We start from the raw sequence: 19,450 nt of genomic DNA, 5'->3' as shown, positions 1-19,450 counted from the left end.
GCGTCAGACCAGCCAGGCGGCGGCGTCGGGCGGCAGCGCACCGGCCACGAGCGGTGCGCTCGCGAACAGCAACTCGCCGTCGGGCAGCTCGGCCGGCTCCGTGCCTGCGTTGAGGACGCAGCTCAGGCCGCCGGGCAACCGGAACGCCAGGGTGTCGGGCGCCGAGTCGAGCCACTCGACCGACCAGCCGTCGAATTCCGTTCTCTCGCGCCGCAACCGGAGGGCGGTGGTGAAGAACGCCAGCGTCGAGCCGTCATCGGCGGACTGCTTCTGCACGGTGAGCTCCGACCATTCCGGCGGGATGGGCAGCCAGGTGTCTGCCGACTCGGAGAACCCGAACGGCGGCGCCTCACCCGACCACGGCATCGGCACACGGCAGCCGTCGCGGCCGCGTTCGGTGCCGCCGGATCGCAGCCACACCGGATCCTGCAGCACCTCGTCGGGCAGCTCGACGTTGGGCAGGCCGAGTTCCTCGCCGTTGTAGACGAACACCGCCCCGGGCAGCGCCAGCATCACCAGCGCCATGGCCTTCGCGCGCGCCAGCCCGACCGGGCCCCCGCCGTAGCGGGTGACCTCGCGCTCGACATCGTGGTTCGACAGCGTCCAGGTCGGCGTCGCGTTCTGGAGTGCCACCGCGGCCAGCGAGTTCTCGATGGCGTCGTGGATCTCGCCGGCGTCGAACGCCGCGCGGACCAGCCGGAAGTTGAAGCCCAGGTGCAGCTCGTCGGGGCGCAGGTACGCCGCGAACTCGGCGTTGTCGTACACCCAGACCTCGCCGACGGCGACGGCATCCCGGTAGTCGTCGAGCACCGCGCGGATCCCGCGGTGGATGTCGTGCACGCCGGCGTGGTTGAAGCGGGGGTCGCGCTCGGTGTCGGAGAGCAGCTTGTTCTCGGCGCTGGTCATGTCGGGCAGGTCCGCCGGCTTCGACATGCCGTGCGCGACGTCGATGCGGAAGCCGTCGACGCCGCGTTCGAGCCAGAACCGCAGCGTCTTCTCCAGGTCGTCGAACACTTCCGGGTTGTCCCAGTTGAGGTCCGGCTGTTCGGAGTCGAACAGGTGCAGATACCACTGGCCGGGATTGCCGTCGGCCTCGACCACCCGTGTCCAGGCGGGACCGCCGAACACCGACACCCAGTTGTTGGGAGGGTGCAGGCCGTCCTGGCCGCTGCCGTCGCGGAACAGGTAGCGCGCCCGCTGCTCGCTGCCGGGGCTCGACGCCAGCGCGGCCTGGAACCACGGATGTGCGGAGCTGGTGTGGTTGGGCACCAGGTCCATCGTGATCTTGATGCCGAGGTCGTGGGCCGCCTCGACCAGCCGGTCGAGTGCGTCGATGCCGCCGAACAGCGGGTCGACGTCGCGTGGGTCGGCGACGTCGTAGCCGTGGTCGGCCATGGGGGAGACGGTGACCGGGTTGAGCCAGATCGCGTCGACGCCGAGGCGCTGCAGATGGTCGAGTCGCGCGGTCACCCCGTCCAGGTCGCCGACGCCGTCGCCGTCGCTGTCGGCGAACGAACGCGGATACACCTGATAGAACACCGCTCGGGACCACCAGGGCTGTTGCTCGTTCGTCGCACTCTCAGTCATTGCATCAATTGTGCCGACGTCGCGCGGGAGCCGCTCAGAACGACGAGTTGACCATGCTCTGGGCCGCCATCTCCAGGTAGGCCAGCAGCTCGCGGCGGTGCGCGTCGTCGAGGGTGTTCGCGTCGATCTCGGCGACGGCGGTGTGCATGCAGCGCAACCAGGCGTCGCGTTCGATGAAGCCGATCCGGAACGGCGCGTGCCGCATCCGCAGCCGCGGGTGGCCGCGCTGGTCGGAATAGGTTCGGGGGCCGCCCCAGTACTGCTCGAGGAACATTCGCAGCCGCACCTCGGCGGCGTCGAGCTCGTCCTCCGGGTAGAGCGGGCGCAGGATCTCGTCGTCGCGGACCAGCTCGTAGAACCGCCGCACCAGGGCGTGGAAGGTCTCGTGGCCACCGACTTCGTCGTAGAACGAGCGTTGTGGTTGCGTCACGCATCCATTGTGGCCCCTGGGCCGTAACGGCCGGTCAGCCGGTGATGTCACCCGGAATTCACCGGACTGACCTGCGAACACTCGCAGAATTGTCGTGCGATCGGCGTCGATCCATGGTGGACTGTCTCCTCGGAGGACGAATGGCGCAGCGCAAGAAAAGCCGCGGTCACCGGAGTCCCGGAACCGCGGCGGGTCCCACAGGGTCCGCGACCACGACTGCGCCGACGCGCGCCCTGCACAGTGTCGAGACCTCCCCACCGGTCGTCCGCGAAGCCTCGGTATGGGGTCGCCGCCGGGTGCTGCTGCTGAACTCGACCTACGAGCCGTTGACCGCCCTGCCCATGCGCCGGGCGGTGATCATGCTGATGTGCGGCAAGGCCGACGTGGTGCACGACGACCCCAACGGGCCGGTGATCCACTCGGCCACCCGCACCATCGTGGTGCCCTCGGTGATCCGGTTGCGCAGCTTCGTGCGGGTGCCGTATCGCGCCCGCATCCCGATGACGCGGGCGGCGCTGATGCACCGTGACCGGTTCCGCTGCGCCTACTGCGGCGCGAAGGCCGACACCGTCGACCACGTGATCCCGCGCAGCCGCGGCGGGGACCACTCCTGGGAGAACTGCGTGGCGGCCTGCTCGGAGTGCAATCACCGCAAGGCCGACCATCTGCTCACCGAACTGGGCTGGAGCCTGCGGTCGACGCCGCTGCCGCCGAAGGGGCAGCACTGGCGTCTGCTGTCGTCGGTGAAGGAGCTCGATCCCGCCTGGGTGCGATACCTGGGTGAGGGCGCGGCCTGAAGCGGGTGTGGGATACGGTTTGCTCGTGAGCACACCGCTGATGCACTCTCTGTTCGTCCTGGTGCCGTTGGGACTGACCGCCGTGCTGGCCCTGCTGATCTGGCGCGGCAAGGGTCCTCATCCGGCGAGCTACAACATGTCCGAGCCGTGGACGCATGCGCCGATCCTCTGGGCGGCCGAAGAACCTGCCGACCACGGACACGGTGGACACGGCGATCACCTGACGGTAGGAGGCGGCGCAAGTGGCAAGTGGTGAGATCGCGCCCGTCACGCGCGGTGAACTCGACCTTCCCCACGGCTGGGCGCTGACCACGAGCGGACGGCTGTCCGGGGTGACCGAACCCGGCGAGCTGTCGGTGCACTACCCGTTCCCGACCAAGGACCTGGTGGTGCTCGACGACGCGCTGAAGTACGGCTCGCGGGCGGCCAAGGCTCGTTTCGCGGTCTACATCGGCGATCTCGGCGCGGACACCGCGGCGACGGCGCGGGAACTCCTGGCGAAGGTGCCGACGCCCGACAACGCCGTGCTGCTGGCCGTCTCGCCGGATCAGCATGCCATCGAGGTGGTGTACGGCTCGAGGGTCAAGGGCCGCGGCATCGAGGAGGCCGCTCCGTTGGGGGTGTCGGCCGCCGCGGCGTCGTTCAAGGACGGCAACCTGATCGACGGCCTGATCAGCGCGGTGCGGGTGCTGACCGCCGGCGTCTCGCCCCGCTGACCTAACCGCACCTTCCCGCGCTCGCCGGCTGTTTTCGCGCTGCCCGCAACGGGTATCGCTTGGCCCGCGGGTGCAGGGGCTGCCGCGGAGAGGTGATCGATGCGGCGAGGTTCGGTGGTCCACAGGGCTACCCGCCATGACGGCCTGCAGACCGCGGCGCGGTCCGGGTACGTGGTCAGCGGGCTGCTGCATCTGCTGATCGCCTACGTCATCGTGCGGATCGCCCTCGGCCACCGCGGCGACGCCGACCCCTCGGGTGCGCTGGCGACGGTCGCGGAGACCCGCGGCGGCGAGATCGCGCTGTGGGTCATCGTGGTGGCGCTCGTGCCACTGATGTTGTGGCGGCTCGCCGAGTCGCTGATCGGTCTGCACCCGGCCGAGAGCCATGACCCGAATCGTGACGACGCGGGAAAGCTGAACCGGCTGAAGGCCTTCGGGCTGCTCCTCGTCTATTGCGGCGTCATGGTCACCGCTGTCCGGTTCGCCACCGGCGACCGCGAGTCGAGCCGCGACCAGAACACCGGCATCAGTTCCCGGTTGATGCACACCGTGCCGGGTCAGACGGTGTTGATCGTGGCGGGAGTGGTGGTCGCCGTCATCGGCGGCTACTACGCCTACAAGGGCGCGTCGCGGCGTTTCCTCGCCGACCTGACGGGTCCGGTGAGCCCGCTGATCGTCGTCCTCGGCCTGTTCGGCTACGTCGCCGAGGGAACCGTGCTCGCCATCGCGGGGGTGCTGCTGGTCGTCGCCGCCGTCGACGTCGACCCCTCGAAGGCGGCCGGGCTCGATGCCGCGGTCAAGGCGCTGGGTGGGACGCAGGGCGGCACGATGCTGCTGATCGGCGCGGCCGTCGGCTTCGGCGCGTACGGGCTGTACAGCCTCACGCTCACCCGCTACTCACGGATGTAGCGCGGGACACGGTCCTGCGCCGTTACGAGACGTCGAACTCCCGGGCTCGCAGAGCGCGCTCCACGCCGGCGCGGCCTTCGACCACCAGCCGGCGCAGTGCGGGCGGGACGTCGCCGGCGAGGAAGCGGTCGGCGGCGTCGATCGCCTCCTGGCTGATGTCCGATGCCGGGTACAGCCCGACGACCACGGTCTGGGCCACCTCGCTGGACCGCCGCTCCCACACTCCGGAGATCGCGTCGAAGTAGCGCTGGGTGAACGGCGCCAGCAGCTGCTGCTGGCCCGGCCGGACGAAACCGCCGATGATGGCGCGGGCGGTGATGTTGGCGAGCGTGTCGTCCTCGACCACTTGCTGCCACGCGCCGTCCTTCACGGCGGTCTGCGGACGGGCCGCGGCGGCCGCGGCGGCGTTGCGCCTGCCCGCGGCGGTCGGGTCGGACTGGGCCTCGGCGTCGATGAACGGCGTCTCGACACCGTCGGCGTCCAGATCGCCGCTGGCGGCCAGTGCGGTGACGATGCGCCAGCGCAGATCGGTGTCGATGACCAGGCCGGACAGGTTGACCGCGGCCGGTTCGTTGTCCAGCAGCGTCGCCAGTACGGCGACATGGTTGCGGGACAGCACCGACGCGCACAGGGCGTTCACGAACGCCAGCTGGTGATCCGACCCCGGCGCCGCTTCACGGGCCAGATCGAGCAGGCGGTCGCCAAAAGCCGGCCACCCGTCGGCGCTCGCCCACGCCGGATCGGCGTAGGAGTTCAGCGCCGTCTGCGCCTGCAGCACCAGACGCTGGGCCACGCCCACCTCGGACTCGGCGTGCAGTCCGCTCATCACCAGGGCGACGAAGTCGCGCGCCTTGAGTTCGGCCTCGCGGGTCATCTCCCATGCGGCCGACCACGCCAGGGTGCGCGGCAACGGTTCGCCGATGTCCGCGATGCGGGTGAGCACCGTCTGCAACGAATCCGGGTCGAGCCGCAGCGAGCAGTACGTCAGGTCGTCGTCGTTGACGACGATCAGCTTGCCACGCGAAACACCTTGCAGTGCAGGTACATCGGTGGTCGAACCCTCGATGTCGAGTTCCTCTCGGTGCACCCGCACCAACTTGCCGGTGACCTCGTCGTCGTCGTACACGCCGACAGCGAGCCGGTGCACGCGGGTCTCGCCGGCGCCGGGCGCGGCGCCGCTCTGGTCGATGGCGAAGCGGGTGAAGCGTCCGTCGGCGTCGAGGTCGAAGTCGGCGCGCAGCGTGTTGAGCCCGGTGGTCTTCAGCCACTGCCTGCCCCAGCCGGACAGGTCACGGCCCGACGACTTCTCCAGCGCGCCCAGCAGATCGCCGAACGTGGCGTTGCCGAACGCGTGATCGCGGAAGTAGTCGCGCAGGCCTGCGAGGAACGACTCCAGCCCGACGTAGGCGACGAGCTGCTTGAGCACGCTGGCGCCCTTGGCGTAGGTGATGCCGTCGAAGTTGACCTCGACCGCGTGCAGGTCGGGGATGTCGGCGGCGACCGGATGTGTCGAGGGCAACTGGTCCTGGCGGTACGCCCACGACTTCTCCACGTTGGCGAACGTGGTCCACGCCTCGGTGAACTCCGTCGCCTCGGCCTGGCACAGCACCGAGGCGAACGTCGCGAACGACTCGTTGAGCCACAGGTCGTCCCACCACTGCATGGTCACCAGATCGCCGAACCACATGTGCGCCATCTCGTGCAGCACCGTCTCGCAGCGGCGTTCGTAGGACGCGCGGGTGACCTTGCTGCGGAACACGTAGTCCTCGAGGAACGTGACCGCGCCGGCGTTCTCCATCGCGCCCGCGTTGAATTCCGGCACGAACAGCTGGTCGTATTTGCCGAAGGCGTAGGGCACGCCGAAGTTGCGGTGATAGAAGCCGAAACCCTGCTTTGTCTGGGTGAACAGCCGCTCGGCGTCCATGAACTCGCCGAGCGACCTCCGGCAGAACAGGCCGAGCGGGATCTCGCCGTGCTCGTCGCGGTAGAGGTCGTCCCAGCGGGCGTACGGCCCGGCGATCAACGCCACCAGGTAGGTGCTCATCCGCGGCGTCGTCACATAGCTGTGGGTCTTGGACGCGCCGTCGTCGCGGGTGGCCTCCAGGGCGCCGTTGGACACCACCTCCCAGTGCGCCGGCGCGGTCACGGTGACGTCGAAGGTGGCCTTGAGATCGGGCTGGTCGAAGCACGCGAACATCCGCTTGGCGTCCGCGGTCTCGAACTGTGAGTACAGGTACACCTCGCCGTCCACCGGGTCGACGAAACGGTGCAGACCCTCACCGGTGTTGGAGTAGCGGCAGTCGGCGTCGACCACCACGACGTTGTGCTCGGCGAGCCCGGTCAGCGCGATGCCGGTGGCCTCGTCGTAGCCCGAGACGTCGAGGTCCCGGCCGTTGAGGGTGGCGCCGCGGATTGTGTCGGCGGCCAGGTCGAGATAGGTGTCGGCGCCGGCCAGGGCGTCGAACTCGACGGTGGTCACCGAGCGGAACGTGCCCTCGCCGGGTTTGCCGTCACCGTCGGTGAGGTCGAGGTCGATGCGGTAGGAGTTCACCGTGACGAGGGCGGCGCGCTCGGCGGCCTGATCGCGGGTCAGATTCGGGAGTGCCACGACCGCCAACCCTAGTGGGCGCGGCGCCGGAAGGTCGGGGCAGAGGGCCGGGCGAGGTCAGTCGCGGTGCGGCCTCACCGCAGACCCGGGTTCCCCAGCCATCCGAGGAAGTCGCCGGTGCCCACTTTGGACATCATCGACGGGCAGTACATCTGGATGGCGATGCCGGCGAAGAACGCGGCCATCTCCGGTGGGACGCCGTCGTTGCGGACGGTGGAGACCACCTTCGCGAAGTTCTTGCCGGGTTCCACCAGCATCGGGCACACCCGCTTGCCGAGTTCGACGGTGTCGGCGGGATTGCCATAGCCCACCCCGGCCCGGTTGAGCGCGGTGAGGAAGGCGTCGTCGACCGGGTCGGCCGCGGCCGGCGGTGCGAACAGGGTGGCTCCCGCGACCAGCGCGGAGGCGCCGATGAGCGCCCATTGTCGATTGACTGCTGCCGGCATCGCTGCTCCTCGTCCAGGGGTGGGAGTCCGGTCGAGGCCGCTCCGTGTACTCGAGCAACACTGGTTCACTTCAGTCACAGCAACAACACGCTTCGGTCAAGATTCACCCACCAAAGCGCGTCGCGTCGCCGGCGAAACCGCGATGCATGCTGATCGCCGCCGAGGGGAACACCGGCGAGACGAGCTCAGTTGTGTTGAGCGGAGTGCACCCGTGAAACCGAGAGGACTGTCAATGGCCGGGAAAGATGTCGCTGGATTCTGGTTCGACCCGCTGTGCCCGTGGTGCTGGATCACCTCGCGCTGGATCCTCGAGGTCGAGAAGGTGCGTGATATCGAGGTCGAATTCCGGGTGATGAGCCTCGCGGTGCTCAACGAGGGACGCGATCTGCCCGAGGAGTACCTCGAGATGATGAAGAAGGCCTGGGGGCCGGTCCGCGTGGCCATCGCCGCGGAGCAGCTCAAGGGCCGCGAGATCCTGCGCCCGCTCTACACCGCGATGGGCACGCTGATCCACAACGAGGGCAATAAAGACTTCGGTGACGTGATCGCCAAGGCGCTCGAGCAGGTGGGTCTCCCGGCCGAGCTGGCCGAGGCGGCGAACAGCGAGGAGTACGACGAGGCGCTGCGCACCAGCCACCACGAGGGGATGGACGCCGTCGGCGAGGACGTCGGCACCCCGACCATCCACATCAACGGCGTCGCCTTCTTCGGTCCGGTGCTCTCCCGCATCCCGCGTGGCGAGGAGGCCGGAAAGCTGTGGGACGCGTCGGTGATCTTCGCGTCGTATCCGCACTTCTGGGAACTCAAGCGCACCCGCACCGAGGCGCCGGAGTTCGACTAGCGTCAGCGCCGCCCGGCCATGGCGGCCTCGATCTCGGCGACCCGCCCGAGGTCGAGGCCCCACGGTTCGGCAACGCCGACCCGGCGGTCGATGTCCCACAGCACGCAGCTCTCTCCGGGTCGGGCGACCATCGACCAGGCGATGACGGTGCGCCGCAACTGATCGAGCGGGTCATGGCGCGCACCCGGCGGCGCGCCGCCCTCGGGGTGGTGGTGCAGGAAGCGGCCGTACGCTTCATCGCAAAACGCCGAATATCTTGCCGTGCAGAGGATCAGGCCGTGCCACGCCTCGTCGACGGCACGCGACGGCATGCCGATCACCTGGTCGTCGCGCATCGCAGCGGCACAACAGCGCAACCACTGCCGCAAACCGGTCTCAACCAGCTCGCGAGGTTGCCACGGACACGTCTTGAACACCGCTGGGGGCAGCTCGAGCCGGGTCACCGCGGAGTCCGCCCGGGACACCGAATCCACCCGCCGCCGCAACATGTTTTCACTGTATGCGCGGGGGCTGTCGCGGCGTAATCTTCAGCCATGAGCACGGGGGTGATCTTGACGGCGGTCGCCGTCGGGGGAGTGGCGATGATCGCCGCCGCATATTTGCTGATGCAACGACGGCAGCGGCAGTCGACCGCACCGGGCCGCGCTGAGGACGTCTGGGCCGCCGGGCTGGTCAACGAACGCGCTGCGCCGGCCGCGCGGAAGAAGGTCAAGGACCGGCGCGAGCTGTGGGCCCGCCGCTACGGTGCCGGTTCGGCCTGGGCCGCGGGGGGAACGGGCGGCGCGTACTACGTCAACTACGACGGCGGGACGCCGACCGACGACGGCGGCGCGGGCGGCGCTCCCGACGGCGGTGCCGGGTGCGGCGGCGGTGGCTGCGGCGGCGGAGGCGGTGGCTGCGGGGGTTCCTGACCCCCGCGCCGATCCCATTTGTTTCGATTGCGTTTACTCCGGTTGCGGTTCAACGCATCCGACCTCACCGTTGACCGATGACAGTCGCCGAACCCGCCGACATCCTCGAACAGTCCGACGGCACCTACCGTGACCGGGTGGTGGCCGTCGAACCCGGCGGCAACGAGGCCATCGCCGAGGCCGATCGGCACGGCAGGCCCAGCCAGCTGTTCTGGACCTGGGCGTCGCCGAATCTCGAGTTCGCGACGGTGTTCGTCGGCGTGCTGGCCGTCGCCGCCTACGGCATGACCTTCTGGCAAGCCGTCGCCGGCCTCGCCCTCGGCACCGGCCTCGGCGCCCTCGCGCACTACTTCCTGTCCGCCCGCGGGCCGCTGCACGGGGTGCCGCAGATGGTGCTGGGCCGGTTGGCTTTCGGCTTCCGCGGCAACGCCGTGCCTGCGGTGCTGATGTCCATCACCGCAGGGGTGGGCTGGTTCGCCACCAACAGCGTCAGCGGCGCCTACGCGTTGTCCACCCTGTTCGGTTTCGGGCCCCTGGTGGGACTGGTCATCATCGTCCTGCTGCAGACCGGGCTGGCGTTCTTCGGCCACAACCTGGTGCAGGCGTTCGAACGCTGGACCTTCCCGCTGCTCGCGGTGATCTTCGCGGTCACCTCAGTGGTCATCCTGTGGCAGGCCGATCTCGGCGCGCCCGCGGCCGAGGGCGGTGTCGGCGGCACGGGCGGCTTCCTGCTCACCGTCGGAACGGCTTTCGGCTATGCGGCGGGATGGACACCGTATGCGGCCGACTACACGCGGTACCTGCCGGCGAGCGTATCGACCCGACGGACCGGATCCTTCGCCTCCGCGGGGCTCTTCCTCGGGTGCATCGGCCTGATGAGTGTCGGCGCCGCCTCGGTGACCATCGGCGCCGGTGACGCGCTGGGGGACCCCACCGCCTCCTTCACGGCCCCGCTCGCCGGATGGCTGGCCGGAGCCACGCTGCTGGCCATCGCGATCGGCGCGATCGCGGCGAACTCGATCAACGTCTATTCGGGCGCAATGGCTTTCGTGACCATCGGGATCAAGTTGCCGCCGCACATCGCCCGCGCGCTGGTGACGGTGTTCTTCGGCGTGGCCGGGTTCCTCGTCGCGTGGTGGGCCCTGCCCGACGCGGCGCACAGCTACGAGGCGTTCCTGCTGATCATCGCCTACTGGATCGGTCCGTGGCTGGGAGTGGTGTTCGCCGACCAGTACCTGCGCCGCGGCCAGCGGGTGGCCGGATTCCTCTACGACCGTTCGTACACCAACTGGCCGGGCCTGCTGTCCTTCGGCATCGGACTCGTCGTGTCGGTGCTGCTGTTCTGCAACCAGCAGAAGTTCGTCGGCTTCGCCGCGCGCGCGCTGCCCGGGCTGGGCGACGTCACGTTCTATGTCGGATTCCTGCTGGCCGGTGGCTGCTATCTGCTGACGTGCCGCGCCCGTATCGCCGTGGAGCGTCTCGCGGTATGACGACAGCGCAGGACATGCTCGAGGTCGCCTATCGGGAAGCGCGACAAGGGCTTGCCGAGGGCGGCATCCCGATCGGTGCGGCGCTGTTCGCGGTGGACGGCACACTGCTCGGCAGCGGACACAACCGAAGGGTGCAGTCCGACGATCCCTCCATCCACGCCGAGACCGACGCCTTCCGGGCCGCGGGCAGGCAGCGCGACTACCGGTCCACGGTGATGGTGACCACGCTGTCGCCGTGCTGGTACTGCAGCGGACTGGTGCGGCAGTTCAACATCGGCGCGGTGCTGATCGGCGAGGCCCGCACGTTCTCCGGCGGCCACGAGTGGCTGGCCGAGTACGGTGTGTCGGTGACCGTCCTCGACGACGACCGATGTGCGGACATGATGCGCGACTTCATCGCCGCCCATCCCGGTCTGTGGAACGAAGACATCGGAGTTGCGCAGTGAGTTCGATTGCCACCGTTGATCTCTCCCGCTGGCGCGCGGGCGGTTCGGGTGCCCGCCGGGTGGCCGACGAGGTCGACGACAGCCTGCAGCGCGCCGGTTTCATCCTGGTCACCGGTCACGGCGTGGACGCCGCACTGGCGGCCGACGTACGTACCGCCGCCCGTGCCTTCTTCGCCCAGCCGGTGACGGTCAAGCAGCGCTACGCGGTGCCGGTGGGCGGGCACGGCTGGATCGGCCCCGGCGCCGAGGCCAACGGCTACGCCGAGGGCACCGAGACGCCGCCGGATCTCAAGGAGAGCTTCAGCCTTGGCGCGGAGACGCAGACCGGCGATCCCGACGTGGACCGGATCTGGTTCGCGCCCAACGTCTGGCCAGCCGAAGTGCCGGGGCTGCACGCCCTGGTCACCGCCTACACCGACGCGGTGCGGCAGGTGGCCGACGAGTTGCTCGCGTTGTTCGCGCACGCGCTGAAGCTGCCGGACAACCCCTTTGCGACGCTCGCCGACCGGCCGACGTGGACGATGAACATCAACCACTACCCGCCGGTGAGCGTCGTCGGCGAGCCCGAGCCGGGCCAATTTCGGATCGGCCCGCACACCGACTTCGGCACCGTCACCATCCTCGACCGCGAACCGGGGGCAGGCGGCCTGCAGATCTACTCGGAGGCCGACGGCTGGACCGACGCGCCCTACGACCCGGACGCGCTGACCGTCAACATCGGCGACCTGCTCGAGTACTGGAGCGGACGGCGCTGGCCGTCGGGCCGGCACCGCGTCCTGCCGCCTCAACCGCACGCCCCCGAAGAGGACCTCGTCTCGCTGATCTACTTCTACGAGGCCAACCACGACGCCCGCGTGACGCCGCTCGCGCCACCGGTCGGGCGGGTTGCGGGGCTGACGCCGGTCACCAGCTCGGATTTCATCAAGGAGCGGCTGGACGCGATCACGGTGTCCTGACACCGGCGTCTGCCACAATGGCCGCCATGCGTGTCTATCTCGGTGCCGACCATGCCGGTTTCGAACTCAAGCAGGCGATCATCGAGCACCTGGAGGCCGGCGGTCATGAGCCGATCGACTGCGGCGCTCACAGCTACGACGCCGAGGACGACTACCCGGCGTTCTGCATCGCCGCCGCGCTGAAGACGCTGGCCGACCCGGAGAGCCTGGGCATCGTGCTCGGCGGCTCGGGCAACGGTGAGCAGATCGCGGCCAACAAGGTGCCCGGCATCCGCTGCGCGCTGGCGTGGAGCACCGAGACGGCGTCACTGGCCCGCCAGCACAACAACGCCCAGGTGATCGGCATCGGCGGGCGGATGCACACCCGCGAGGAGGCGCTCGCCATCGTCGACGCCTTTGTCACCACCCCGTGGTCGGAAGCCGAGCGGCACCAGCGCCGCATCGACATCCTCGCCAAGTACGAGCAGACGCACGTCCCCCCGCCGGTGCCGGGGGCGCCGGAGTAGCGATGCCTGAGGGGCACACGCTGCACCGGCTCGCCCGGTTGCATCAGAAGCGCTTCAAGGGCCGTCGGATGCGGGTGAGCAGCCCGCAGAGCCGGTTCGCCGACGGCGCCGCGATGGTCGACGGCCGCACCTTCACCGGTGCCAGCGCCTGGGGCAAGCACCTGTTCCACCACTACGACGGCGGCCGGATCGTGCACGTGCACCTCGGGCTGTACGGCCGGTTCGACGACTTCACCCTCACTCCCGGCGACCCGCCGCCCGATCCGGTCGGCCAGGTGCGCATGCGCATCTTCAGCAGTGAGTACGGCGCCGATCTGCGCGGTCCGACGGCCTGCGAGGTGGTCGACGAGGCGCAGGTCTCCGACATCCTGGCCAGGCTGGGGCCCGATCCGCTGCGCCGGGACGCCGATCCGAGCACCGCCTGGGCGCGGATCGCCAAGTCCCGTCGGCCGATCGGCGCGCTGCTGATGGACCAGACGGTGCTCGCCGGCGTCGGCAACGTCTACCGCAACGAGCTGCTGTACCGCCATCGCATCGACCCCTACCGCACCGGAATCGACGTCGCCTCAGGTGAATTCGACGCCATGTGGGCCGACCTGGTGGACCTGATGAAGGTCGGTGTGCGGCGCGGCAGGATTATCACACTGAGACCGGACGACGACCACGGCGCACCGTCGTACCGCAAGGGCAGGCCGCGCACCTACGTCTACCGCCGGGCGCTCGAGCCGTGCCGGGTTTGCGACACCCCGATCCGCACCGCGGTGCTGGAGGGCCGCAACCTGTTCTGGTGCCCGCACTGCCAGCGTTGAAGGTGAGCGGGCGCGGCGCCGCTTTTGACGAGAGAATCGGCGCGTGGAACTGATCCTGGTAGTCGTCGGCGCCATCGTGGTCACCGCCATCGCCCACCGGCGCGGCCTGGAACCCGCGCTGATCATCGTCGTCATCGGCGGCGCGGTGTCCTTCCTGCCGGAGTTCGAGCCGCCCGAACTGGATTCGCACATCCTGCTCACGGTGGTCCTGCCGCCGCTGCTCTACTCCGCGGCGCTGAACTTCTCCTTCCCGACGTTCCTGCGCAACATCCGCCCGATCCTCGGCCTCGGCGTCGGCCTGGTGGTGGTGTCCGCGTTCGCCGTGGCGATGGTGTCCTCCTGGCTGGTGGTGGTGCCGCTGACGTTCGCCACCGCGCTGGTGCTCGGCGCGATCGTCGCGCCGCCCGACGCCGTCACCGCCGTGGCGGTGGGACGCAAGCTCGGGCTGCCCAAGCGGGTGATGGCGATCCTGACCGGTGAGAGCCTCATCAACGACGCCGCGGCGCTGACGTTGTTCTCCATCGCGGTGGCGCAGGTCGCCGGCAGCCACACCTTCATCGAGAACCCGTTCCTGCTGTTCGGCTACAGCGCGCTCGTCGGACCGGTCGTCGGCGGCGTGCTGGGCTACGTCACGCTGTGGATCCGCCGCAGGCTGGCCAATCCCGGCCTGGAGACGGTGCAGGGCCTGGTGGTGCCGTTCGCCGCGTTCATCGCCGCCGAGGAACTGCACGCCTCCGGGGTGCTGGCCGTCGTCGTCGCCGGCTTCGTGGTCGGCAACGGCACCCTGGACGCCGGCTACCAGACGCGGCTGCAGGAGCGCTACGTGTGGAACTCGGTGGACGTGCTGCTCGAGGCGTTCGTGTTCGCCTACATCGGCCTGCATCTGCGGTTCGTGCTGGAGGACCTGCGGGAGGCGCACGAGTCGCTGGTCGAGGTGGCCGTCGCCTCGGTCATCGTGCTGCTGATCGTGCTGGTGATCCGGCCGCTGTCGGTGTTCGCGATATTCGGCCGCAACAAGCTGTCCAGCCACGTCGGGAACCGGCTCAGCGTGCCGGTCCCGGTCGGTGGGCGCGGCGCGCTGGGCACGCGACAGCGCAAGAGACCCAGCGCGGGTTGGCGCGCCCGCATCGACCGGCGGTCGCTGTCGTGGCAGGAGAACGTGGTGGTGTCGTGGACCGGAATGCGCGGCGTGGTCACGCTGGCCGCCGCGGCCGCCATCCCGGCGACGACGGCGGCGGGGGATCCGTTCCCCGAGCGCGCCACCATCCAGGCCATCGCCTTCGTGGTCAGCGTCGGCACCCTGCTCATCCAGGGCTGGACGCTGCCGGTGCTCATCCGCAGGCTTCAGATCTCCCGGTTCTCCGACGACCACGCCGCCGACCGCGAGGAGGAGCTCAAGGCCGAACGCGTCGTCCACGATGCGTTGGACGCCGTGCTCGCAGAATTCCGGGCCAACCCGCCGGAGAACATGGACCCGCGGGTGCTCGCCGAGATCCGCGCGGCGATCACCCGGCAGTCCGAGGAGATCGACGAGATGCCCGACCCCGAGGCACCGACCAAGCGGGCGAAGGTCTACTCGGCGCTCTACCGCGACGTGCTCGCCGCCCAGCGGGCCGCGCTCATCGCCGAGCGTGACGAGGGGCGCATCGAGGACGAGGCCGTGCGCGCGATGCTCGAGCGGCTCGACCTGCAGGAGGCCGGAGTCTCGGCGCGGCTCGAGAGCCGCTTCTAGCGTCGGGAGGGCTCGAACCTGAGCTCGTGTGCGCTAATTCGAGGACTTCGCGCACACAAGTTCAGACTCGGCGGTCAGAAGCCGCCGAAGTCACCGCCACCGAAATCGCCGCCACCCCAGCCGCCGCCGTCACCGCCGCCCCAGCCGCCGCCGTCACCGCCGCCGCCGTCGAAGCCACCCGCGTCGCCGCCGTCGGCGCCCTCCGCGCCCTGGTCGTAGCCCTGGGCGAACCCCTGCTCGTAACCCGTACCGGCCATCCCGGAGAACAACGCGCTGAACAGGAGCACCGAGCCCACACCCCAGGCGCCGGCGACGATCGCCGGCTTCCACCATGGCTCGGAGTACCAGCCCGCAGGCACCGGGCGACCCGCAACGGTGCCTCCCGGGTAGTAATTCGGGGTGCGTTGCGACGGGCTCGGCGACGCCTGGATCTCGCGGCCCTCGAACTCGACGCTGCGGGACTCGGTCACCGAGCCTGCGGTGCGCTGGCCGGCCAGCGACTCGAGCTCCGGCCCGGGGTCCATGCCCATCGCGACCCGGGCCGCCCGCACGTAGTAGAGGCCCTCGACCGCGCTCTCCTTGGCCAGCAGTGCCTGCTTCGCCGTCGTCGCCTGGTCGATCTGCGACGAGGCGGCGGTGTAGCGCTCCGACGCGTCGGCCATCGCCTGCTTGGAGGCGTCGTCGTTGCCGCTGAGATTGAGCACCTGGCCGCCGAGGCGTTCGATCACCCGGCGGGCGTCGGCCTTGGCGTCGGCCAGCGAGTCCGCCGAACGCTTGCCCGCCGACTTCGAGGCGGTGTACACCACGACGGCGATCGTCGCGACGACCAGGACGATGAGCACGAGCAGAACGCCGTTCATGCCTTTCAGCGTACCGACAGGAATGGTCGCGACCGGGTGCGCGAGATTCAGTCCTGAGCGACTCTCAGGGCGGCGTAGACCTCGTCGGAGAGCGCCAGGCTGCGCGGGTCGGCGTTGCACTTCGTGGCGTCGAACCGGTTCATCACGTAGGCGTAGCCGATGCGGTTTTCGAGGTCGGCGAACGCGAAGGAGCCCCCGGACCCGCCGTGCCCGAACGACCGCGGGTTCGGACCGGCGACGCGGCGCTGGTTGAGCATGTAGCCCAGTCCCCACCCGTGATCGGCGACGCGCGATCCGAGCACGAGGTCGGTGTCGTTGCCGCCCTGGCAGATTCGCACCAGATCGAGGTGCTCGGGGGAGAGCAGCTTGCCCTGGGCCAGGGCGTTGTAGAAGGTGGCCATGCCGATTGCGGACACGTGGGCGTTGGTGGCGGGGAACTCGCCGCGGCGCCACCGCGTCAGCGCGTGTGAGCCCAGCTCGTCGTCGGGGATGTGGCCCATGGCGACCGACAGTCCGGCCTTCGGGTGCTCGGCCAGCGAGACCGGCATGGCGGGTGCGTCGCCCGCGGCGAGCACGTCGCGGATGTGCGGCTTGCCGATCATGTCGGCGCACCTGTGGTGTTCGGCGGCGGGCAGGCCGATGTGGACGTCGATGCCCAGCGGCTCGGCGATCTCGGTGCGCAGGTACTGGCCCAGGGTTCGGCCGGTCACCCGGCGGACCAGTTCGCCGAGGATGAATCCGAAGCTGACCATGTGGTAGCCCTGCGCGGTGCCCGGTGACCACCAGGGTTCGGCCGCGGCCAGCCGCACGCAGACCGCGTCCCAGTCGGTGGTGTCCGACCAGTGCAGCGGGGAGCGCGGTCCGATCACCCCCGAGCGGTGTGACAGCACCATCGCGACCGTGATGTCCTGCTTGCCGGCTTGTGCGAACTCGGGCCAGTAGGCAGCCACCGGCGCGTACAGGTCGAGCTCGCCGCGGTCGGCCAGCAGGTGGATGCAGGTGCTCGTCAGGCCTTTCGATCCGGAGAAGACACTGGCGAGGGTGTCGCGCCGCCACAGTCCTTGCGCGGCGGCGTCAGCGTGGCCGCCCCACAGGTCGACGACCAGGTCGCCCTCCACCCAGACGGCCACCGCGGCGCCCACGTCGTCGCGTTCGGTGAAGTTCGCCTCGAACGCGTCGCGCACCTTGGCGAACAGCGGATCACAGCGGCCGTGCACGGGCTTGTCTGTCACTGTTCCCCTGTCCGGGCGCCGCCGGCCCCGTCGGGTCGAGGCGAAAAGCCAACTCGCGCAATTTGACTGACGATGCTATCGGCCGAAACGGCGACCGCGGCCGAGGCGATCGGATCGTTACGCGGTCGGTACCGATCGGTGTCACGGCATGATTGCTGGTGGCCGCTTCAGCGAATCGAGGGATTCGCACGGTGCTGCCGTCGGGAAGGCCGCATACTGGGCGCCTGCGCTCGACCACAATGGGGAGAATCATGAATTCTCAAGCGATTTCGGGCGTGGCGGGGGCCGCGGCGGTTTTCGCGGCCACGGCCGTGGGGTCGCCGGGTGTTGCGAATGCGGCGAACGACGGATTGTTCAGCGGCACGTACGTCATCGCCCCGTTCGGCGACACCGTTCACGTCACGTCCGATTGCCCCGAGTGCGACGCCGTCGGCACGGGTCCGTCGAGGACGGTGGTCATGAACTGGAACGGCGTCGGCTGGCAGCACACCCACGAACTGGCGGGCTGTGGTGTGGCCACCGGCACCGGGACGCCGACCGTCGTGGCCGACGGCTACGTCCAGGAGCTGACGCTGGTGTCGGTGAGCAGCTGCCCGGCGGCGAACATCACAGCGGTGTGGACGCGCGTCGGCCCCTGATTCCGATTGCCGCGCAGGACCCTCGCCGCACGGTGTGACACTCGATGAATGGTCGTGGACACGCTGGCCGCCGCGGGGCCCAACGGTGAGAGCGGATCGTTCGGCCTGCTGCTCGTGATGCTCGCCATCGCCGTGATCGGCCTGCTGCCGATGATCGCGGTCCTGGTCGGCAGCGCGCTGTTGGTCGCCGGGTTCATCCGGCGGTCCGCCTACGATCGCCGGCTCGCCCACCCGTGGGGCGACGCGTCGCCGGTGCCGTCGCACCACTCGGTCGGTCCTGCCCCATTCGGTGGTGTCCCGCCGCGTCAGGGAGACGGCACCGTGCTGCTCGTCATCGGTGGATTCCTGGCAGCCCTGGGATTGCTGGGACTGGCGGCCTTCGCGCTGATCTGACGGATCGGGGCAGTGCAAAGGAATCCCGACATCAACTCGTTCACCTCGTCTAAGGTCGGGCGAAGCAGACCGAAGGGATGACCTCGTGTTGAAGCGTTGCACCGCTCGCGCAATGTTCGCTGCGGTGGGCGCGTGCGCCGCCCTCGCATTCGCTCCGACCGCCGGTGCGCAGGATCCGCCCTGTGAACAGCGGCCGCCAGAACAACAGCAGCAGTGCCAGCAGGACCAGGCCGCCGGCGTCGCCGGCCAGGTCGAAGACGCCCTGCAACAGGGGCAAGACGCCCTGCAACAGGGGCAAGACGCCGTGCAGCCCGGGCAAGACGCCGTGCGACAAGGCCCAGTCACGCCCTTCATCGACCCGGTAACGGGCAAGGTCAACCCCGGCCCGGTTGGCCAACGCGCACTCATCAATGGCGTTGACACCTGCTTGCCGACCGGCGTCCCTGCTCCGCTGGGAGCCGACGTGCGAATTGTCCCGGGCGATTTGACCGGACACTGCATATTGGGGCCTTGAATTATCTGGGCGAACGCAGCGCGAACTGTGTCAGCTCGGTCGGAGTTCCATCACAGGGGTCGCACCCGCCGGTAGCTCGATTGCATTGGTCCCGTCCTCATTCGGATCGGCGTCGATCAGGTCGAAACTGTCGCGATTGATGACCAGCACAGTCCCGTTCGCTACCCCTGCATGGAGTCGATTCCCGGCGATGGCAAAGTCAGTCACCTCGCTGCCGAATTTTCTGCTGACGGTATTGGCCGCGGGGTTGTAGAAGGATTCGCCCATCGCGGCGAGGACAACAGCGGTCCCGACGGGGTTCTCTTGTCTCTTCCATGGCCCGGAGTGAAGCCCTTCTACGTCCTCCGGCAGCGGGTCAGGAAGCTGGCGGTAGGCACGGAGTAGGCACCGCGCAGTCCCTCGAACGGGCGTCCGCCGGCCTCTGCGCTGGGGCGGTGTGGAGCGGACGACGGGAATCGAACCCGCACAGCCGCCGGCTGTCCGTTCCTTGCTGGATGGATAGCAAGAGCCCTGCTGTTCGGGACTGAAATCTGGCCTCTCGGCGATTACCCAACCGCTGGATGGTCAGAAGAATTCCTCTTGTGACGCGGCGCTACCGAGCCGCCGAAGTACGCAAGACCCACCAAGAA

Annotated in this window: 23 protein-coding genes; 14 read left to right on the top strand and 9 right to left on the bottom strand. The window is 69.3% G+C overall.

Annotated elements, in window-relative coordinates:
• Positions 1–3: 3 nt before the first annotated feature.
• Positions 4–1,587 (bottom strand): glycoside hydrolase family 13 protein, encoded by a 1,584-nt coding sequence (locus H7I41_RS25735; RefSeq protein WP_264015466.1) that lies wholly within the window; start codon positions 1,585–1,587, stop codon positions 4–6.
• 34 nt (positions 1,588–1,621) lie between these two features.
• Positions 1,622–2,017: a globin gene (locus H7I41_RS25730; protein ID WP_264015465.1), complete on the bottom strand. Its 396-nt coding sequence runs from the start codon at positions 2,015–2,017 to the stop codon at positions 1,622–1,624.
• A gap of 140 nt (positions 2,018–2,157) precedes the next feature.
• On the opposite strand from H7I41_RS25730, the gene H7I41_RS25725 reads away from it, so the two are divergent.
• From H7I41_RS25725 to H7I41_RS25710, 4 genes are all read left to right on the top strand, one after another.
• Positions 2,158–2,814, top strand: a complete 657-nt coding sequence (locus H7I41_RS25725; RefSeq protein WP_264015464.1) for an HNH endonuclease — start codon at positions 2,158–2,160, stop codon at positions 2,812–2,814.
• A gap of 40 nt (positions 2,815–2,854) precedes the next feature.
• Entirely contained in the window at positions 2,855–3,070 is a 216-nt protein-coding gene (ctaJ, locus tag H7I41_RS25720; protein ID WP_264015601.1) for an aa3-type cytochrome oxidase subunit CtaJ, read from the top strand.
• Positions 3,057–3,530, top strand: coding sequence for a DUF5130 domain-containing protein (locus H7I41_RS25715; RefSeq protein ID WP_264015463.1), 474 nt, complete (start codon positions 3,057–3,059; stop codon positions 3,528–3,530). Before ctaJ ends, H7I41_RS25715 begins: the two co-directional genes overlap by 14 nt.
• A 114-nt stretch (positions 3,531–3,644) precedes the next feature.
• Positions 3,645–4,439: a DUF1206 domain-containing protein gene (locus tag H7I41_RS25710; protein ID WP_264015462.1), complete on the top strand. Its 795-nt coding sequence runs from the start codon at positions 3,645–3,647 to the stop codon at positions 4,437–4,439.
• Positions 4,440–4,461: 22 nt separating this feature from the next.
• Here H7I41_RS25710 and pepN read toward each other — a convergent pair whose 3' ends face one another.
• Together pepN and H7I41_RS25700 are read right to left on the bottom strand one after the other, a co-directional pair.
• The gene (pepN, locus tag H7I41_RS25705; RefSeq protein WP_264015461.1) at positions 4,462–7,047 is read right to left on the bottom strand and encodes an aminopeptidase N; all 2,586 of its coding nucleotides are present in this window, start codon (positions 7,045–7,047) and stop codon (positions 4,462–4,464) included.
• Positions 7,048–7,121: 74 nt separating this feature from the next.
• A complete protein-coding gene (locus H7I41_RS25700) occupies positions 7,122–7,493 on the bottom strand; it encodes a DUF732 domain-containing protein (RefSeq protein WP_264015460.1) in 372 nt (123 codons plus the stop codon).
• Between the two features lie 232 nt (positions 7,494–7,725).
• Between H7I41_RS25700 and H7I41_RS25695 the strand changes: the two genes are divergently transcribed.
• Positions 7,726–8,334, top strand: coding sequence for a mycothiol-dependent nitroreductase Rv2466c family protein (locus tag H7I41_RS25695; protein WP_264015459.1), 609 nt, complete (start codon positions 7,726–7,728; stop codon positions 8,332–8,334).
• 2 nt (positions 8,335–8,336) lie between these two features.
• Here the strand turns inward: H7I41_RS25695 and H7I41_RS25690 are convergent, their stop codons facing one another.
• Positions 8,337–8,822, bottom strand: a complete 486-nt coding sequence (locus H7I41_RS25690; protein ID WP_264015458.1) for a glycine-rich domain-containing protein — start codon at positions 8,820–8,822, stop codon at positions 8,337–8,339.
• 45 nt (positions 8,823–8,867) lie between these two features.
• Here H7I41_RS25690 and H7I41_RS25685 point away from each other — a divergent pair, with 45 nt between their 5' ends.
• From H7I41_RS25685 to H7I41_RS25655, 7 genes are all read left to right on the top strand, one after another.
• Complete coding sequence (locus H7I41_RS25685; protein WP_264015457.1) at positions 8,868–9,245, top strand: hypothetical protein; 378 nt, start codon at positions 8,868–8,870, stop codon at positions 9,243–9,245.
• Positions 9,246–9,322: 77 nt separating this feature from the next.
• Positions 9,323–10,735, top strand: coding sequence for a purine-cytosine permease family protein (locus H7I41_RS25680; RefSeq protein WP_264015456.1), 1,413 nt, complete (start codon positions 9,323–9,325; stop codon positions 10,733–10,735).
• Positions 10,732–11,181: a nucleoside deaminase gene (locus H7I41_RS25675; protein WP_264015455.1), complete on the top strand. Its 450-nt coding sequence runs from the start codon at positions 10,732–10,734 to the stop codon at positions 11,179–11,181. Before H7I41_RS25680 ends, H7I41_RS25675 begins: the two co-directional genes overlap by 4 nt.
• Entirely contained in the window at positions 11,178–12,137 is a 960-nt protein-coding gene (locus H7I41_RS25670) for an isopenicillin N synthase family dioxygenase (protein ID WP_264015454.1), read from the top strand. The genes H7I41_RS25675 and H7I41_RS25670 overlap by 4 nt, the downstream gene beginning before the upstream one ends.
• Positions 12,138–12,163: 26 nt before the next feature.
• Positions 12,164–12,643: a ribose-5-phosphate isomerase gene (locus H7I41_RS25665; RefSeq protein WP_264015453.1), complete on the top strand. Its 480-nt coding sequence runs from the start codon at positions 12,164–12,166 to the stop codon at positions 12,641–12,643.
• 2 nt (positions 12,644–12,645) lie between these two features.
• A complete protein-coding gene (locus H7I41_RS25660; protein ID WP_264015452.1) occupies positions 12,646–13,452 on the top strand; it encodes an Fpg/Nei family DNA glycosylase in 807 nt (268 codons plus the stop codon).
• A gap of 43 nt (positions 13,453–13,495) precedes the next feature.
• Entirely contained in the window at positions 13,496–15,184 is a 1,689-nt protein-coding gene (locus tag H7I41_RS25655) for a cation:proton antiporter (protein WP_264015451.1), read from the top strand.
• A gap of 74 nt (positions 15,185–15,258) precedes the next feature.
• Here the strand turns inward: H7I41_RS25655 and H7I41_RS25650 are convergent, their stop codons facing one another.
• Both H7I41_RS25650 and H7I41_RS25645 read right to left on the bottom strand, forming a co-directional pair.
• Positions 15,259–16,044, bottom strand: a complete 786-nt coding sequence (locus H7I41_RS25650; protein ID WP_264015450.1) for a DUF1542 domain-containing protein — start codon at positions 16,042–16,044, stop codon at positions 15,259–15,261.
• Between the two features lie 47 nt (positions 16,045–16,091).
• Positions 16,092–17,276 (bottom strand): serine hydrolase domain-containing protein, encoded by a 1,185-nt coding sequence (locus H7I41_RS25645; RefSeq protein ID WP_264015449.1) that lies wholly within the window; start codon positions 17,274–17,276, stop codon positions 16,092–16,094.
• 251 nt (positions 17,277–17,527) lie between these two features.
• Between H7I41_RS25645 and H7I41_RS25640 the strand changes: the two genes are divergently transcribed.
• Both H7I41_RS25640 and H7I41_RS25635 read left to right on the top strand, forming a co-directional pair.
• Positions 17,528–17,914 carry a hypothetical protein gene (locus H7I41_RS25640; RefSeq protein ID WP_264015448.1) on the top strand — a complete coding sequence of 129 codons (387 nt, stop codon included), beginning with the start codon at positions 17,528–17,530 and terminating at the stop codon, positions 17,912–17,914.
• Between the two features lie 48 nt (positions 17,915–17,962).
• Entirely contained in the window at positions 17,963–18,307 is a 345-nt protein-coding gene (locus H7I41_RS25635; protein WP_264015447.1) for a hypothetical protein, read from the top strand.
• Positions 18,308–18,356: 49 nt separating this feature from the next.
• Here H7I41_RS25635 and H7I41_RS25630 read toward each other — a convergent pair whose 3' ends face one another.
• Positions 18,357–18,704, bottom strand: coding sequence for a hypothetical protein (locus H7I41_RS25630; protein ID WP_264015446.1), 348 nt, complete (start codon positions 18,702–18,704; stop codon positions 18,357–18,359).
• A gap of 147 nt (positions 18,705–18,851) precedes the next feature.
• Positions 18,852–19,088, bottom strand: a complete 237-nt coding sequence (locus H7I41_RS25625; RefSeq protein WP_264015445.1) for a hypothetical protein — start codon at positions 19,086–19,088, stop codon at positions 18,852–18,854.
• Positions 19,089–19,450 lie beyond the last annotated feature (362 nt).

Source organism: [Mycobacterium] manitobense (assembly GCF_025821665.1).
In the GTDB taxonomy this organism is placed as follows: Bacteria; Actinomycetota; Actinomycetes; order Mycobacteriales; family Mycobacteriaceae; genus Mycobacterium; species Mycobacterium arseniciresistens.
This window is presented reverse-complemented; position numbering and strand designations above follow the sequence as displayed.

Coding starts and splice junctions, on each gene's coding strand:
- H7I41_RS25625 (WP_264015445.1), bottom strand. CDS start 19,088: ATGGGCGAATCCTTCTACAACCCCGCGGCCAATACCGTCAGCAGAAAA.
- H7I41_RS25725 (WP_264015464.1), top strand. CDS start 2,158: ATGGCGCAGCGCAAGAAAAGCCGCGGTCACCGGAGTCCCGGAACCGCG.
- H7I41_RS25735 (WP_264015466.1), bottom strand. CDS start 1,587: ATGACTGAGAGTGCGACGAACGAGCAACAGCCCTGGTGGTCCCGAGCG.
- H7I41_RS25665 (WP_264015453.1), top strand. CDS start 12,164: ATGCGTGTCTATCTCGGTGCCGACCATGCCGGTTTCGAACTCAAGCAG.
- H7I41_RS25690 (WP_264015458.1), bottom strand. CDS start 8,822: ATGTTGCGGCGGCGGGTGGATTCGGTGTCCCGGGCGGACTCCGCGGTG.
- H7I41_RS25650 (WP_264015450.1), bottom strand. CDS start 16,044: ATGAACGGCGTTCTGCTCGTGCTCATCGTCCTGGTCGTCGCGACGATC.
- H7I41_RS25695 (WP_264015459.1), top strand. CDS start 7,726: ATGGCCGGGAAAGATGTCGCTGGATTCTGGTTCGACCCGCTGTGCCCG.
- H7I41_RS25700 (WP_264015460.1), bottom strand. CDS start 7,493: ATGCCGGCAGCAGTCAATCGACAATGGGCGCTCATCGGCGCCTCCGCG.
- H7I41_RS25640 (WP_264015448.1), top strand. CDS start 17,528: ATGAATTCTCAAGCGATTTCGGGCGTGGCGGGGGCCGCGGCGGTTTTC.
- H7I41_RS25675 (WP_264015455.1), top strand. CDS start 10,732: ATGACGACAGCGCAGGACATGCTCGAGGTCGCCTATCGGGAAGCGCGA.
- H7I41_RS25635 (WP_264015447.1), top strand. CDS start 17,963: ATGGTCGTGGACACGCTGGCCGCCGCGGGGCCCAACGGTGAGAGCGGA.
- H7I41_RS25680 (WP_264015456.1), top strand. CDS start 9,323: ATGACAGTCGCCGAACCCGCCGACATCCTCGAACAGTCCGACGGCACC.
- H7I41_RS25685 (WP_264015457.1), top strand. CDS start 8,868: ATGAGCACGGGGGTGATCTTGACGGCGGTCGCCGTCGGGGGAGTGGCG.
- ctaJ (WP_264015601.1), top strand. CDS start 2,855: ATGCACTCTCTGTTCGTCCTGGTGCCGTTGGGACTGACCGCCGTGCTG.
- H7I41_RS25660 (WP_264015452.1), top strand. CDS start 12,646: ATGCCTGAGGGGCACACGCTGCACCGGCTCGCCCGGTTGCATCAGAAG.